Source organism: Thermococcus onnurineus NA1 (assembly GCF_000018365.1).
Lineage (GTDB): Archaea > Methanobacteriota_B > Thermococci > Thermococcales > Thermococcaceae > Thermococcus > Thermococcus onnurineus.
Genome location: NC_011529.1, coordinates 259,181 through 273,653, shown reverse-complemented (window position 1 = coordinate 273,653; position 14,473 = coordinate 259,181). Strand labels below are relative to the sequence as shown.

Annotated in this window: 16 protein-coding genes; 8 read left to right on the top strand and 8 right to left on the bottom strand. The window is 50.6% G+C overall.

From position 1 onward, the window contains the following. Positions 1-53: 53 nt before the first annotated feature. From TON_RS01595 to cdr, 3 genes are read left to right on the top strand one after another with little or no spacing between them, the layout of a single operon-like run. Entirely contained in the window at positions 54-353 is a 300-nt protein-coding gene (locus TON_RS01595) for a DUF424 domain-containing protein (RefSeq protein WP_012571264.1), read from the top strand. 53 nt (positions 354-406) lie between these two features. Beyond that, on the top strand, positions 407-1,573 hold the full coding sequence (locus TON_RS01590; RefSeq protein WP_012571263.1) for a 60S ribosomal export protein NMD3: 1,167 nt from the start codon (positions 407-409) through the stop codon (positions 1,571-1,573). Between the two features lie 59 nt (positions 1,574-1,632). Next, on the top strand, positions 1,633-2,958 hold the full coding sequence (cdr, locus tag TON_RS01585; RefSeq protein ID WP_012571262.1) for a CoA-disulfide reductase: 1,326 nt from the start codon (positions 1,633-1,635) through the stop codon (positions 2,956-2,958). An 8-nt stretch (positions 2,959-2,966) separates the two neighbouring features. On the opposite strand, the gene TON_RS01580 is transcribed toward cdr, so the two are convergent. The 4 genes from TON_RS01580 to TON_RS01565 form a co-directional block, all read right to left on the bottom strand. Further along, positions 2,967-4,211, bottom strand: coding sequence for an MFS transporter (locus tag TON_RS01580; RefSeq protein ID WP_012571261.1), 1,245 nt, complete (start codon positions 4,209-4,211; stop codon positions 2,967-2,969). A gap of 125 nt (positions 4,212-4,336) precedes the next feature. Next, a complete protein-coding gene (locus TON_RS01575; protein ID WP_012571260.1) occupies positions 4,337-5,077 on the bottom strand; it encodes a Rossmann-like domain-containing protein in 741 nt (246 codons plus the stop codon). Positions 5,078-5,086: 9 nt separating this feature from the next. Then, a complete protein-coding gene (locus TON_RS01570; RefSeq protein WP_012571259.1) occupies positions 5,087-5,878 on the bottom strand; it encodes a molybdopterin-binding protein in 792 nt (263 codons plus the stop codon). Between the two features lie 4 nt (positions 5,879-5,882). Further along, complete coding sequence (locus tag TON_RS01565) at positions 5,883-6,734, bottom strand: molybdopterin-dependent oxidoreductase (protein WP_012571258.1); 852 nt, start codon at positions 6,732-6,734, stop codon at positions 5,883-5,885. Between the two features lie 187 nt (positions 6,735-6,921). On the opposite strand from TON_RS01565, the gene TON_RS01560 reads away from it, so the two are divergent. After that, a complete protein-coding gene (locus TON_RS01560) occupies positions 6,922-7,293 on the top strand; it encodes a hypothetical protein (RefSeq protein WP_012571257.1) in 372 nt (123 codons plus the stop codon). On the opposite strand, the gene TON_RS01555 is transcribed toward TON_RS01560, so the two are convergent. From TON_RS01555 to TON_RS01540, 4 genes are read right to left on the bottom strand one after another with little or no spacing between them, the layout of a single operon-like run. Beyond that, positions 7,250-8,083: a hypothetical protein gene (locus TON_RS01555; RefSeq protein ID WP_012571256.1), complete on the bottom strand. Its 834-nt coding sequence runs from the start codon at positions 8,081-8,083 to the stop codon at positions 7,250-7,252. The genes TON_RS01560 and TON_RS01555 overlap by 44 nt on opposite strands. 38 nt (positions 8,084-8,121) lie before the next feature. Continuing rightward, positions 8,122-8,901 carry an ABC transporter ATP-binding protein gene (locus TON_RS01550; RefSeq protein WP_012571255.1) on the bottom strand — a complete coding sequence of 260 codons (780 nt, stop codon included), beginning with the start codon at positions 8,899-8,901 and terminating at the stop codon, positions 8,122-8,124. Further along, a complete protein-coding gene (locus TON_RS01545) occupies positions 8,888-9,832 on the bottom strand; it encodes a FecCD family ABC transporter permease (protein ID WP_012571254.1) in 945 nt (314 codons plus the stop codon). Before TON_RS01545 ends, TON_RS01550 begins: the two co-directional genes overlap by 14 nt. Then, on the bottom strand, positions 9,829-11,439 hold the full coding sequence (locus tag TON_RS01540) for an ABC transporter substrate-binding protein (RefSeq protein ID WP_012571253.1): 1,611 nt from the start codon (positions 11,437-11,439) through the stop codon (positions 9,829-9,831). The genes TON_RS01545 and TON_RS01540 overlap by 4 nt, the downstream gene beginning before the upstream one ends. Before the next feature lie 142 nt (positions 11,440-11,581). Here TON_RS01540 and TON_RS01535 point away from each other — a divergent pair, with 142 nt between their 5' ends. The 4 genes from TON_RS01535 (at position 11,582) to TON_RS01520 (ending at position 14,471) form a co-directional block, all read left to right on the top strand. Then, positions 11,582-12,373, top strand: coding sequence for a hypothetical protein (locus TON_RS01535; RefSeq protein WP_148202352.1), 792 nt, complete (start codon positions 11,582-11,584; stop codon positions 12,371-12,373). Between the two features lie 4 nt (positions 12,374-12,377). Then, a complete protein-coding gene (locus TON_RS01530) occupies positions 12,378-12,620 on the top strand; it encodes a DUF4405 domain-containing protein (RefSeq protein WP_012571251.1) in 243 nt (80 codons plus the stop codon). Between the two features lie 32 nt (positions 12,621-12,652). Next, a complete protein-coding gene (locus TON_RS10230) occupies positions 12,653-12,961 on the top strand; it encodes a hypothetical protein (RefSeq protein ID WP_394295136.1) in 309 nt (102 codons plus the stop codon). A gap of 64 nt (positions 12,962-13,025) precedes the next feature. After that, on the top strand, positions 13,026-14,471 hold the full coding sequence (locus tag TON_RS01520; RefSeq protein ID WP_012571249.1) for a potassium channel family protein: 1,446 nt from the start codon (positions 13,026-13,028) through the stop codon (positions 14,469-14,471). Positions 14,472-14,473 lie beyond the last annotated feature (2 nt).

The window sequence follows — 14,473 nt, the reverse complement described above, 5'->3', positions numbered from 1 at the left end:
TTTTCTACCCAATGCTTTTAAACCACCAGATGTTTCTCTTCTCGGTGGCGCTCATGATATACATCAAGGTCTATCGCGTTCAGGGAGAAGTTCTGTTAGCAGCATGCGACGAGGAGCTTCTTGGAAAGACCTTCAGAGAAGGAGAACTCAAATTAGAAGTAAAGGAACGCTTTTACAAAGGAGAATTAGTTGAGGAAGATGCCCTGGAAAGCCTTCTCGAGGAAGCCACGATAGCTAACCTCACGGGCGAAAGATGCGTTAGAAAGGCTATAGAGCTGGGCTATGTGGACGAGGATAGAGTCCTGAGGATCCAGGGAATTCCACATGCCCAAATGGCCAAGATGTTCCTCTGAGGAAATCAGAGATTTTTTAAACATCCCTTCTCACTTCTTCTCCGGTGAGAACTATGAGTGAGAGGTTCTGCTACAGGTGTGGAATAAGCGAGAGCGAGGGTGGGCCTCTAGTGGTTGGTCTCTGCCAGGTGTGCTTCCGTAAAGAGAACCCTGTCCTGCTCATCGAAAGAGAGATAAACACAGAGCTCTGTCAAAACTGTGGGAGCTACAAGAAGCGAGGGGTGTGGGTTGACCCGAGCACCTACGAGCTTGAGGAGCTTATTTTTGAAGTTGCTGAGGGTGCTCTCCTTGAGGAGCTCGGGGATTCCCTCGATGAACGCGTGAGGAGCTTTGAAGTAGTTTCAATGGAAGAACTTGGAGAAATAAACGATCTCCCGGTTGGAGCGGCAGTAGTAGCCTTCCAGCCGGTGGACTGGCACATCGAGTACTTCCCTGCCATAATAACCTATGAAGTTCGTGTTAAAGCCAGAATCCACGAGCTCCAGCGCGAGCTCCACGATGAGGTCAAGTACGTGACGGTCTACGTCCGCCAGACGGTATGTCCCCGCTGTCAGAAGTTCCTCGGCGGTTACTTTGAGGCTATCCTTCAGGTCAGGGCGGAAGATAGGCCATTAACAGAGGCGGAAAGGAAGGCCATAGGCAAGCTCGTGGAGGAGAAGGTTGACGAGATAATGCGCAAGGACAGGATGGGCTTCATTCAAGATACTATAGAGAAGGAGGAAGGCTTGGACTTCTACATGGGTTCGACTTCGAGTGCCAGAAAGCTTGCCCAGGCAATAAAGGAACGCTTCGGCGGAACAATAAGTGAGGCCTATGAACTCGTGGGCATGGACAGGCTGACGAGTAAGGAAGTCTACCGCACGAGCGTAAGCATTAGAATCCCGAAGTTCCAGAAAGGGGACATAGTTGAAGATAGGCGCGGCAACGTCTATGAAGTTGAGAGGGTCGATGGGAAGGGCATGAGCCTCAGGAACCTTTCGACCAACGAAAGTGAGCACAGGGACTGGAAGACCGTGAAGAGGGAGGGTATAGATTGGGTGGAGTACGAGAAAAGCGAGGCAATGGTGACAAGCATAACCCCAAACGAAGTTCAGCTGATGGATATGGAAACCTATGAGACGTATGAGCTTGACAAGCCAGGCATTGATCTGAGGGAAGGTGAGATATACCGCATGGTGGAGGTCAGGGGCAGGAAGTACTTCCTTAGGAAGAAGGAGTGATCCGCTTTTGTCCGCCAACTTTTTTAACCGTAGGTTTTGAACCTCTTTTGGTGATTCTTATGAAGAAGACAGTCGTTATCATAGGTGGTGGAGCAGCTGGAATGAGCGCTGCATCTCGCATCAAGCGCCTGAAGCCGGAATGGGACGTTAAGGTCTTTGAAGCAACAGAATGGGTCAGCCACGCTCCCTGCGGAGTTCCATACGTGGTAGAAGGAATCTCGCCGAAGGAGAAGCTCATGCACTATCCACCGGAGGTTTTCATTAAGAAGCGTGGCATAGACCTTCACATGAAGGCAGAGGTAATAGAGGTCGAAGAGGGTTCTGTGAGGGTTCGCGAGGAAGACGGGGAACACACCTACGAGTGGGATTACCTCGTCTTCGCCAACGGTGCTTCTCCTCATGTTCCACCCATAGAGGGACTCGAGCTAGAGGGAGTTTTCACTGCAGATCTCCCTCCGGATGCCGTTGCGATAAGAGATTACATTGAGAAGAACAAGGTTGAAAACGTCGTCATCATTGGAACGGGCTACATAGCCATCGAGATGGCCGAGGCCTTTGTCGCCCAGGGCAAGAACGTAACGCTCATCGGCAGGAGTGAGCGCGTTCTTAGAAAGACCTTCGACAAGGAGATCACTGACATTGTGGAGGAGAAACTCAAAGCCCACCTCAACCTCCGCCTGCAGGAGCTGACGATGAGGATAGAGGGTGACGGAAGGGTCGAAAAGGTAGTCACCGACGCCTCCGAGTATCCCGCTGACCTTGTTATAATCGCGACGGGCATAAAACCCAACACTGAACTAGCCAAACAGCTTGGAGTTAGAACAGGCGAAACTGGGGCAATCTGGACGAACGAAAAGATGCAGACCAGTGTTGAGAACGTCTATGCCGCTGGAGATGTAGCAGAGACTCGGCATATCATAACCGGCAGGCGCGTGTGGATTCCACTGGCTCCGTCAGGCAATAAGATGGGCTACGTGGCCGGGAGCAACATCGCCGGCAAGGAAATAACCTTCCCGGGTGTCCTTGGTACCAGCATAACCAAGTTCCTTGACCTTGAGATAGGTAAGACCGGTCTCACCGAGGCCGAGGCCATAAAAGAGGGCTACGACGTTAGAACCGCCTTCATAAAGGCGAAGACAAGACCGCACTACTATCCTGGGGCTAAGGAAATCCATCTCAAGGGCGTCGTTGACAACGAGACCAACAGGCTGCTTGGCGTTCAGGCCGTCGGTGGGGAGATACTGCCAAGGATTGACGCTGCAGCGGCCATGATTCAGGCTGGATTCACCACGAAGGATGTTTTCTTCACGGATCTGGCCTACGCGCCACCCTTCGCTCCCGTGTGGGACCCTCTGATAGTCCTAGCTAGGGTTCTGAAGTTCTGACTCTCTTTTCATTTCCTCAATAGCGCGATGCTTCCCCCAAGGAGCACTAAGCCAAGGCCAAAAGCTGTTCCAAAGCCTGCAGTGGCTACAATCCAGCCGCCGAGGGCGCTTCCCGTGATGTAACCAGCAGAGCTTACAACGTTGTAGGTCCCCATAGCGCTTCCATTTTCCTTTTCACCGGCATTTTCACTAACTATGGCCGTCGATGAAACACCTATGAAGGTCCAGGAGTAGCCAGCCAGGGCGTATGAGACGAACGCCAGGGGGAGCAGTGCCGGAGAGATCAGCGCGCCGACGGTGATTGCTACGAACGCCCCTGTTCTGATAAGGAGGCCTTTTCTAAGCGTTCCTTCCTTGTTTTCACCCATACTCGTCCCGACGCTGGTGTAGTTGAGGGCCGCTATGGTGGAGTTGACGATCAGGGCAAGGTAAATGATTTCCCTAGTGAAGCCGTTCTCCGTAAGGAGCACGGGGACCTGCGGGAAATACAGTCCTGCCGCTATCCAGAAGAGCAGAAACGATATGTAGAACCTTTTCAGACCCTCTGGAAGGCTGAAATTGGTGTGGAGGATGAAGCTAGGGAAGTAGCGAGCCTTCTCGATGACATAGTTGCCGAATACTCTTATGGCTTTTCTGTTGACATATATCGGGACCTCCCGTATCATCCTCTGGGCCATGAACACAGATGGCAGACCGAAGAGGGCGAATGCCACGAACAGCTGGGGAATCGTGAGAAACCTTGACAGGCCAAAGCCGAGAACTAGACCGAGCACCCAGCCCCAGCCGCTTATCTCGTTAAACTTCCCTATACCGTAGTCCCAGCTGTGCTTTCTGACGCTTCTTAAAACCAGGGCTATCGGCACGGAAAGCGTCGATGCAAGGAAGAATGCGTAGGCGGTGTTTATTGCTATGAGCTGTGCAGGAGTTCTCGCCAGTGCCATCAGCGTTAGGAAGAGCGGCACGCTCGCGAAGCCGAGCAGTATAAAGGGTTTCCTCCTCAGAGTCCTATCGCTGAGCTTTCCCCAGAAGAGAGCGCCGAGCATCGATGCCAAGCTCGCCAGTGCGAAAGTAAGACCGACGGTCGAGGCATTCCCACCCAGCTCAAGGAGGTAGAGGCTGACCAAGGCGGAGCTTCCACCTGTGGCTACCTTGAAGGGCACGAAAGAGTAAAACCACCGCGGCATCCTGGGGACGTAGCGGTAGCGGTTCGAGACCATTGCGTTTCTAACCGCAACCGAAACTCTCTGACTCATTTTCTCACCTTGAGGCCTTCGGGAGTCGCTTTCGGTTTAAAAAGATTTGTGACGCGGAGAAGGCTATGATGTTCGGAATTGTTCATTGAATATGTGTGGAAGAAACGACAAAAGAAGAAAAACCCTCAAGGTTCAACGACGTACTTCTTGCTCTCGTTGGAGAATCCCCTGAAGCAGCCAAGTTTCAGCTGGAGTATTGCATTTTCGACGTTCACAACCTTCATCGAGGCTATGTGCGTTACCCCTGTGCCCTTAAAGAACTCTGGAAGAACCTGGCCCGTTGGACCGGTCAAGAGGAAGATTCTGGCGTTTTTAGCCCTGTCAAGCAGCATGTCGATGGTTCCGTTCAGGATGCAGGTTGCACTTGCCATTACTGCATCGACTTCTGGCAGAAGCCAGTACTCAAGGGCATCGCTGAAGGTGTTCCTGTCCCAGAGCTTCGGGTTGCGCTCGAAGATGTAGAGCTCAAAGCCCCTTTCACGCAGGGCTTTGACTATGGGAGGCATGTTTCCAATAACTGCGACCTTTTCAATACTCTCATCGAGCAACTCCACGGCGTCGATCCACTTTGCATCGCTCAGGTCGATGTGATATTGAGAGACGGCGTTTATCGCTGCTAAGCCGAAGGCTCTCTCGATGATGTTCAGGCTGTCGGCTTTTTCTATGAACGCCTCCAGAGAGGGCTCCTCGATGGAGTTCTCGTACCTTTGTACCTCCTCCGGCAGGGTCATTGCGACTCCAAGGGCCTTTCCCCTTCTGCCCTCGATGAGGACGTAGGTATACGGCAGGCCAAATGAAAAATCTAAGACTCTGAAATCCTCGTCAACTAGTTTTAGGGCCTTTTTCTTAAATTTCCTCAGTAGCATGAGAATCCCTCACTTTTCGATGTTAATACCTTTAAGGTCATTTATTCCGAGCTCTGGGATTTTGAATTCTCCGTCTTCATAGACAATCGTTGGGTCTTTTTCGAGCACTTCCTCCAGAGAATACTCGAATCTTCCCTCTCCGGTCACAAAAACGACTTTCTTTGCGGTCTCTTTAAGGATCGCCTTATCGAGGACGTCTTTGAGCCTTGCTGAGTTGCTCTCGTTTTTCACTATGGAATCTATCCCCCGGAAGATGTTGAGGGTTCTTGGCGAGAAGTAGAGTATGTTGAACACCTCTCCGTAAACGGAGAAGCACTCACTCTTCCTTACGAACTCGACGACGCGAATCTTTTTAATCCAGTTGCAGCGGCAGCCATAGCTCAGATCGACGATGAGCTTTATCGGCGCGTCGTTTCCCTGGAGTGGATTTCCATCCACGTATAGGGCCAGAATCATCTTCGTGTAGTACGGAATGCTCACCAGATACAGATCATCGGAAACGAAATTTATGACGTCGCCTTTTCCGAGCTTTTGGGGTGGGACGCCCTTCCACACCAGTGTTTTTCCGATGGATAGATCCTTGTCAAGCATCTCTTCCATGGGCATCCCCTTGAGCTCGTCGAGGGTATATTCCGTAACGTTCTCGCCGTTTGTGACATAGACTGTCCAGTTCGAATAATCTTCGGTTGATACATTGAGGGACACTAACGCGGGAGTCGTCGTTTCTCTGGTGTTCCCCTGACTTATGCAGCCGAGGGAAAATGTGAGAAGGATGATGATTGCAAGAACGGCCCGCTTCATGGAATCACCCTATCACGATTTCCTTCAGGTCCTTTACCCAAGTCCTGCTCGGCTCGCCGGGGATTACCACCCTGAAGTCTGGGGTGAGTATTGCTTTATCGTTCTCATAGACTGCCATGAAATCTAGCGTGGCGCTGTATCCATCCTTTGCTATGAAGGTTATATTTACTGCATCGTCATCGGGGCGGGCTTTGTCAAGGAAGAGCTTTAGCGGAACTCCACTGAAGGTCACGTTCTCTCCTCTCAGCTCTACAGTCACTTCCATTCCGAAGGACTTCATCAGCTCGTCGATATCTTCCCGGGTCACCACAACCGTTACCTTGGTCTTCCCGTGTATCACCACTGCGTTCTCGTCCCCGATCAGCTTAATTTCGCTCAGCCACTTGAGCCACAGCTTTCCAGGCTGGTCGGGTATGACGAGTTTGATGGGGCCGCCGTTGTCGGGGCCGAGAGGCTCTCCGTTCTCCTCCCAGCAGAGGTAGGCGTTCTTTAAATCGTCCATGCTCAACGTTATCTCGTAGCCATCCTCCGCCCTGAACCTGACCCATTTGACCTTGCTCTCATCAATTCCCAGCTTTTCAAACACTTTCTTGAGTGGAACTCCCACGTATGTGTTGTTTATCTTGGCCCCAGTTGACTTTACGAGGGTTGCATTGAACTCCACGCCTCCCAGGGACTGAAGTTCTTCCGGTGTTATCTCTCCAGTTGTAAGTCCGCTGACCTTTATAGCAAACGACGCTTGAAGTGAGGATGTTGTAGCTGAGGACTGTGTTGGGGTAGGGCTTGTTGTTTCCTGGTTTATACACCCACAAATGAACACTGTTAAAATCAACAGTACTGCCACAAACTTTTTCATTGGGAATCACCACCAAACATGAAAATTGATTTATATATAACACTTCCGTTAAACAAATTTGCTATCTGTTAAATAGAAAAATTTATTGGCGTGCTTCTCATTTGGAATTATGATAGTCGAAAGGCTATCAGAGAGCTGGACGATATATATGGAATAATAAGCGAGCGTTTTGATAGTGGTTTTTACGTTGAAGACCTCAAAACTGGCGAGAAAGTCGTCCTGGCATCTGAACGGGAAAATAGACTTCAAATTCGGGAAGTTCTACTTCAATCCAGATGCCCCTGAGTTCATAAAGCGGGCGCTCCAGAGAGATGGAAAGATAATGGTGTACGACGAAATCGGGTACCTAGAGATGCTCGGCTACTTTGATGTTTTCAGATATATCAAAGGGGACTGCATTTTTATAGTTAGGAAGGATCTCCTCAACGAAATGAGTGGAAAGGTAAAATTCGATGCCCTTTTCGAGGTCACACTTGAAAACAGAGAGTGGGTCTGGAAAGATGTAGTGAGGTGTTTCAATACACTCTCCGACTTTTCCGGGTCTTTGGAAACACGGTGAGCACAATAATCTCCCCTTCTTCAAAATTACCTCCAACGAGCTTTAGCTTTTCCTGATTGCAGTATATTCCCACTCCTATAGCTTTTTCTCCATTTGCCATAATCTCGAAATCAGCTCTAAAAATCGAAGCCCCTGAAGAGATTTGCTGGGCTGGCAGCTCAACATTAAGTACCCTAACCTTTTCTGTGTTTCCAAAAACCGCCCCGTAGTGATAGTGCGGCAGGCCCCCTTCAATGGGATGGTCATTAAAAGCAATTGGTGTCAGGTTTTCCTTTCCCCGTCTTGTGGGCACTATCCAGCAGTAGTTTTCACGGCGTTCGACGACCTCGAATTCCCGTCCTTCCGCCGTGGGGACTAGCCTCAAAAGCTCCGGCCGAATTTGAAAAGCACCCCTCGCGCGATAGGGATTCTCGCAGGAGCGAAGCTCGAAGTGCACGTGTCTGTCGCTCCACGGCATGTAAAATCCCGACACTGTCATTTCCCCAATTTCGTCCCCAAGGGCAACTTTCTCCCCTACCTTAACCGTGGGTTTAACGTGGAGAACTTTGAGGCAGAATTCCCCAATGCGGAAAATCATAACGTAGTCCTCCCTTATGGGTACGTGAGCGGGAGTTCTGACCTTTTTGATGCCCTCAACGATGCCCTCCTCAAGGGGAAACAGCGCCTTCTCGGGAAAGTACACATCAACTGCCGTCCCGAGTTTGTGAGCTGGATATGGACTGTTGTAGAAGCTCCACCACGCGTCGTTGGGGACTTCAAAATTCATGCCTCTGACGGTCGCTATCTTCATCGCGCTCCTCTCCCTACGAGGGCTTCTTGAATTCAGCTTTAAATCTTGCCGTGCTTTTCTTTCTCTGGAACGACGATTGGCTGTCCGTCAACATTTACAAGCCTGACCCGTAGGTTGTAGAGGATGCTCATCGTATCCTCGTTGATGACATCTTCGGCTTTGCCGTGCATCAGAACCTTGCCCTCCTTCATCAGGAATACCTCATCGCAGAACAGAAGAGCCAGGTTCGGATCGTGGAGTGATAGGAGAACCAGCTTTCCAAGCTTTTTGGCGATTTTTTCAATGACCGAAAGAACGAGGAGCTGATTTTTGAAGTCAAGGAACGACGTTGGCTCGTCAAATATGATTAGCCTTCCTCCCTGTGCGAGGGCCCTGGCTATGAGCACCAGCCTCTTCTGACCTCCGCTCAGCGAGGTAAACGGTCTGTCCTTCAGCTCTTCGATTCCAAGAGCTCTGAGGGCCTTCATGGTCTTCTCCTCATCTTCGTCCCCCGGCCCAGTGAGCAGGTTCGCGTGGGGGCTGCGTCCCATGAGTACGACCTCAAAAACCGTGTAGGGGAAGTTTATTGAGAACTCTTGGGGAGCGTATGAAACGAGCCTTGCCCGCTCTCTGAAGCTCAGGCCGACTAAGTCGGTTCCATCGAGCTCTATCTTTCCGGACTGCGGCCTTAAAATCCCCGCGATGCACTTCAGGAGCGTTGATTTTCCTGCCCCATTGGGCCCGAGGAGACATCCAACGCCTTTTTCGAGTTCAAGTGTGACCCCTTTGAGTACCTTGCCGTTGCGGTAGGAGAATTCCAGGTTCTCAACCCTTAGCATGCTCTCTCCTCCTGGCGAGTATTGCCACCAGAATCGGTGCTCCAATCAGTGAAGTCACAACGCCCAAGGGAAGCTCTGCTGGAGTCAGTGTTCTTGCTATGTCGTCGCAGATCACGAGCAGTATCGCACCTGTAAATGCCGACGCTGGAACAAGCTTCCTGTTGTCGTAGCCGACTAAGAGCCTGGCTATATGGGGTGAGACGAGACCGACCCAGCTGATTATCCCACTCACGGCTGTTGCAGCCGAAACTGCCAGCGCTGCCAGTCCAATCACGAGCTTTTTATATAGGGAGACGTTCATTCCGAGGGCTTTTGCTTCCTCTTCCCCCAGAGAGAGTACATTAAACGCCCAGCGGAGGAGGATAAGACCGGCTATCCCGATAATCATTGGGATGGAGAAGAACCTCAAGTCAACCCATCTGATTCCAGCGAAGCTCCCGAGGAGCCAGAACACTATGGTGGGGAGCTGGTCGTATGGATCCGCCAGATACTTTGCCATGCCGACGAGTGCTGAGAAGAAAGCTGAAACGGCTATTCCCGCCAGTAGAAGCCCAACTATGCCGTTTCCAACAAGTCTGCTCATTTTGTAGGCAACGAAGACGGCGGCAATGCCAAAAACGAAGGCGAACATCTGGACGAAATATGGATTGAATGAGAAGAGCATTATCGCGACGACGGCACCGAAGGCTGCACCGCTGGTCACGCCCAGAATGTTCGGGCCGGCGAGATAGTTCCTGAAGACGTTCTGGAAGGCCAGTCCAGCCAAGGAGAGCGAAGCGCCGACGAGGGAAGCCGCCACGATCCTTGGCAGCCTCACGTCAACTAGTATGGTCTTGGCTAGCTCGTCCATGTTGAAGGGACTGAATGCGAATCTTCCCACGAACAAGGAACTAATGAAAACAATGAAATAAAGAAAAACGAAGCGCTTCAACTTATATCACCAACCAGCGATACATCGTTGATGCTTATCCCGAAGAACCTCTCGTAGAAGTCGTTGGCTTCTTTCATTATGTCCAAGTCGCTGAAAAGTTCTGGATGCAGAACTTTTGCCGTCCAGTAGAGGCCGAGAATCCACTTTGGAGCCGGGTAGTCCCAGCTCTCCCCGTCGTTTGGCATAGCGTAGATTTTACCCTCTTTCACGGCCCTTATCTGCCCCCATGCTGGGTCATTGAGGATGTCTTCCTTTATCTTCGTGCTCGGGTAAACTGGAGAGTAACCTACGACTATTATAACGTCGGGGTTCCACTCCGCAACCTGCTCAATGTTTATTACGTTCCACCCTCCCGGCAGTTCCTTGGAAACGCTTATTCCTCCGGCCATCTCGATTAACCTGTTCTGGAAGTATTCCTGACCTGGAGCCTTAAAGGCCTTGCTCTTCATGCTGTACATGACCAGGAGAACCCTTGGCTTCTGGTCTTCGCTGAACTTTGACGTTTTGTTTGTTATCCGCTCCATAGCGTTTACGTAGTATTTTGTTATCTCCTTGACTTCGTTCCTCTTTCCGAGAACCTTGCCAATTATCTCGAGGCTCTTAAGGTAGCTCTCAACGGTTTCCAGATCAAGGGCTATGACTGGGATACCGAGACTTTCTATCTGCTCGTTGACCCGCTCATCTCCCCAAGCCGCGGTAAAAACAACGTCTGGATTGAGCTTTTTAATTTCCTCCACGTTGGCACTCGTTGGGTCACCCGCTAAGATTACTCTGTCCTTTGCATCTGGATCAATCAGCTGAATGAAGCTGTCGCTCACAACCATCGGAGTTCCGCCAACGATTTTTTCACCTTCGCCTATTAGGTAGACCATTTGTGCAGCGAGTCCGTAAATGGCAACGATTCTGTTTACTGGCTGTGAGACTTTTACTTCCTTCCCTCTAAAATCGGTGACAGTTATATACCCGGTTTTCGGTTCTTCGTTAGTCCCGGTGCTGACATACGATGGTTTAATTACTTCTATCCTTGTAACTGCTTTAACCCATAGGTTGCCCGGAGTTATGCATCCATCATCGCCGACAAGAGCGATCTGTATGGGGTAAACTTTCCCATCGAGCTCAAAGGTTATTGGCTCTCCGTTGAACTCGTAGGCTATTATGGGTACGACGCTTCCCTCTGTGGGGTTTCCATTTTCGTCCATGGTGTCAATTCCCTTTCCAAGGACAAAATCGTAGCTCACTACAACGGAGTAGCCATCGGCGGCAACTATCCTAACGTTGTAGTCCGGTGAGAGGCCACCAACGAGCTCGAGCAGCTCTTTTAGGGAAACACCCTTATAAGTGCCAACTCCTCTTATCGAGCCCATCTTTGTTTTGTATCCGCCTTTGCCTTCGATCTGAGGCAGGCTTTTGAGGCCTTCGAGCGTCAGGCTCTTTTCTCCACTAGGCCCAATCAGTGTCAGCACAACCTCGCTGTTTTCAGACGGGGTGGGGGTTGCCGAAGTGGGGCTTGTATTTGAGGCTGTGATATTCTTTTCTCCGATACATCCGCTTGAAATCACGCTGAGCAACAAAACTCCAATTAAAAGCGGGGCTAGGTACTTTCTCATTAAGGCTCACCGGAGGATTACCCACATATGGGAATTTAAACGTTTGCGTAAATAAAAATGTTAAAGTTAAACACTAATGTTTGCGAAAATTAGGTCATGATCGAAAAGCTTAAATCCTCTTTCATATGTAAGATTTCACTGTATGGAGCGGAAACTTATCGCGGCATTCATCCTGTGCATCCTCTTTACGGCTCTGCCCTTCGTGGTTAAATGGGGAGAGGGAAAGCTCTCGAGCACCACCTCAGTTCTTCCGTCTAATTCCTCGATAATCGCATCAAACGGAGTCATCTACGCCGGATCTGCAGTTTCTCATGAGGGCTCGGACCTGCTGTGCGTGATTCCAGCTGAAGCCTACGTTCCTGAGCCTGGGACTGAAGTCCTCCTTAACGTCACCGTCAAGTTCAAGCACGCCCAGCCCTGTCCGTACTCTGATTGGGAGATAGTTACGGAGAATCCCGAAAACGTTGAGGTCATCAACGAGACTGAGACGGAGCTCCTTGATCCGTACACAGCTTTCAGGCAGTACACCGTCAGAGTTCTCGGCAACGGCACCCTTGACGTTGTGTTTAAATACGGCAGTGGCTGTCCTTACGGTACTGAGGAAAGGGTAACCATCGGGTTCTACATAGGACAGCCCCCTGAGGATATCAATCTCACCGTGACGAATCCCGAGGAAGTGCTCAACGTCACGACTTTGAACATCACAGGCATCGTTGAGGAGGTCAACTTGGTTGACCGCTATTTTGTCGTGGAGGGGCAGACGATAGCGGTGAGGGGTAAGTGGACGGGACCAGATGGGGCTGAATACAACTGGAAAGACATGCTTCTCCTTCTCCACGTTGGGGATAGGGTTGAAGTCTTCGCGAGCTATGAAAATGGCGAGCTGAAGGCCGACATCATAATCATAAATGGCCAGAGGTTTGTAAGGGGGTAGCGTCATGAGCTATAAGCTGAGGATGTGGGTTTCACTCACCCTCTTTGCCCTATGGTTAATTACAGGAATAACGGGAATAATACTTCTGATTGCTCCACTGGCAGCTCAATTCGGGCTAACCTTGCCGGTTAGTCTGGCCGATACCCTCCACACATACCTAGGCTTTGCCTTCTTCGGGCTGTCGTTTGTCCACATAGCCCTCAACTGGTCCGCGATGAAGGCCTACTTCAGGAAGCTCCGTTCGTGAGCAAAGTTTATACGCTTTTAGGCCAAACCAACGTGGATTACAGTGATGAGTCCAGGGGAATCGCCGAGTTCCTGGGGGCTAGATCCGGACAAAGCTTACATAGCTATTCCCACGAGGCCCCCGCTGAATCCTGTGGGATACTCATAGACCACGAAGGCAACGCTTTCGCTTTCCCGGGCAACGTTGAGGAGGACATACTGAGCATCACCACTGTTCATCCTATGCGTGAGGAGGCCGTTAGGGAACTCCTGAGAAAGGCCCATGCTGACTGGAGCGTCGTTGAGGAGCTTTTGAGGAGAAGTCTGCTGATAGAGCTGGACTATAACGGGAAGAAGTTCTAGATGAGAACTATGGAAAGCAGGAGAAAACTTAATTAGTTGCCAGATGAGTTTATTTGGGGGAGCCATGTGCGAGTATACCTACGAAAACGGTAAAAAGTGCAGGTTGAAATCCCTTGAAGGCTCTAAGTACTGCGCCCTCCATATCTCCTACGACGAGGGCGAACGCCTGTTCGGGGAGGATATAAAGCGCATCAAAGAGGAAGCCTTTCTCAAGAGGTTGAAGGAGGGTCAGACATACTTTGAGAGTGTCTACCTGTATGAAGCTAAAATAAGTAATTTCCGGGCTGAAAAACCGATAGTCTTCAAAAACTCGCGGATTAAGACAATCCTATTTGACGACGTCACAGTTCCGGGAATTACTTTCTACAACTCCTACGCAGGTAGAATAGTCGTCTTTGAGAGTAAGGTCGGAACGCTCCTTGTCCATAGTTCCAATGTCTTTGGCCTCAACATCCTCCGCGTAAAGTTCTCGAACTCGATGTATGTCAGGAACTCGAGTGTCAGGTATCTAATGATTAATTCGACAGAGTACGTTGGAAAGGCTGAGAAGAGTGAGGAGGAATACGGTGAGAGAAAGACGGCAACGGGCAGGATAGAGCTTAGCAATCTGGATAACATTCGCAGAATAGGTGTGAACGTCAGGTATCCACTTATGAGGCGTATCCTCGAGGAGCATGGCATAACGCCCTCTGGCTCGTCGGAGAGGAGTGTAAAGGCAACGGTACTCGCCTTCAGGAACGTCAGGTTTGACCAATCCGCGCGCTTTAAGAGGCAGGTCAGGCTGAGCGTGAGACACTTCCACGGCCAGCTCGTCCTTGAAAACCTCAACGTCTTTGGTCACGCTGAAATTCTTGGCGGCAGGATAAAGTCCCCCGAGTTCGTTCACGTCACCGTGATGGGTAACTTCATTTTCAGAAGGGTTGGCTTCTACGGCGATGCCACCTGGAACGTGACGGTTCTGCCCCACCTTCCCCTCGAGCTAAGCGTTCAAGGCTTCGTCGTCGTTGAGGACTGCCGCTTCAGCAACCCAAGGATGGCGGAGATATTCTACAGGATAGCAAGAACTAGCTGGGAACGGAACGGTGATCTAGAGCGTGCCGATGAGTACTATTACAAAGAAATGGTTTCCAGAAGGCAGTCTCGCCTCACAGCGAGGGTGAGGGGAATTAAGAAGGTCCTGCTGAAGCTGGAAGCGACCTTTGAATGGCTCTTCGCCGATTTGACATGCAAGTACGGAATGGACTGGAAAAGGCCGATACTGATATGGCTCGCGGCCGTTAACGTCTTCTTCCCACTCCTCTTCTTCTTAACCCAGAGCGTGGAAGGCGTTTCAGGTAACATGGGGTTCCTTGACTATGAGTACTTCAGCGTTGTGACCGCCACCACTCTTGGCTATGGCGACTACCATCCAGTGGGAGTGGGCAGGATTATAGCGTCTGTCGAGGCGCTGTTCGGAATGTTCATGTGGGCAGTGTTCCTTACAGTCTTTGCCAGGAAGTACATGAGGTGAGT

Bases quoted from the DNA above. Each gene is read 5' to 3' on its own strand.
- TON_RS01570 (WP_012571259.1), bottom strand. From the start codon at position 5,878: ATGAAGCGGGCCGTTCTTGCAATCATCATCCTTCTCACATTTTCCCTC.
- TON_RS01575 (WP_012571260.1), bottom strand. From the start codon at position 5,077: ATGCTACTGAGGAAATTTAAGAAAAAGGCCCTAAAACTAGTTGACGAG.
- TON_RS01565 (WP_012571258.1), bottom strand. From the start codon at position 6,734: ATGAAAAAGTTTGTGGCAGTACTGTTGATTTTAACAGTGTTCATTTGT.
- cdr (WP_012571262.1), top strand. From the start codon at position 1,633: ATGAAGAAGACAGTCGTTATCATAGGTGGTGGAGCAGCTGGAATGAGC.
- TON_RS01530 (WP_012571251.1), top strand. From the start codon at position 12,378: ATGAGCTATAAGCTGAGGATGTGGGTTTCACTCACCCTCTTTGCCCTA.
- TON_RS01540 (WP_012571253.1), bottom strand. From the start codon at position 11,439: ATGAGAAAGTACCTAGCCCCGCTTTTAATTGGAGTTTTGTTGCTCAGC.
- TON_RS01555 (WP_012571256.1), bottom strand. From the start codon at position 8,083: ATGAAGATAGCGACCGTCAGAGGCATGAATTTTGAAGTCCCCAACGAC.
- TON_RS01550 (WP_012571255.1), bottom strand. From the start codon at position 8,901: ATGCTAAGGGTTGAGAACCTGGAATTCTCCTACCGCAACGGCAAGGTA.
- TON_RS01580 (WP_012571261.1), bottom strand. From the start codon at position 4,211: ATGAGTCAGAGAGTTTCGGTTGCGGTTAGAAACGCAATGGTCTCGAAC.
- TON_RS01595 (WP_012571264.1), top strand. From the start codon at position 54: ATGATATACATCAAGGTCTATCGCGTTCAGGGAGAAGTTCTGTTAGCA.
- TON_RS01535 (WP_148202352.1), top strand. From the start codon at position 11,582: ATGGAGCGGAAACTTATCGCGGCATTCATCCTGTGCATCCTCTTTACG.
- TON_RS01590 (WP_012571263.1), top strand. From the start codon at position 407: ATGAGTGAGAGGTTCTGCTACAGGTGTGGAATAAGCGAGAGCGAGGGT.
- TON_RS01520 (WP_012571249.1), top strand. From the start codon at position 13,026: ATGTGCGAGTATACCTACGAAAACGGTAAAAAGTGCAGGTTGAAATCC.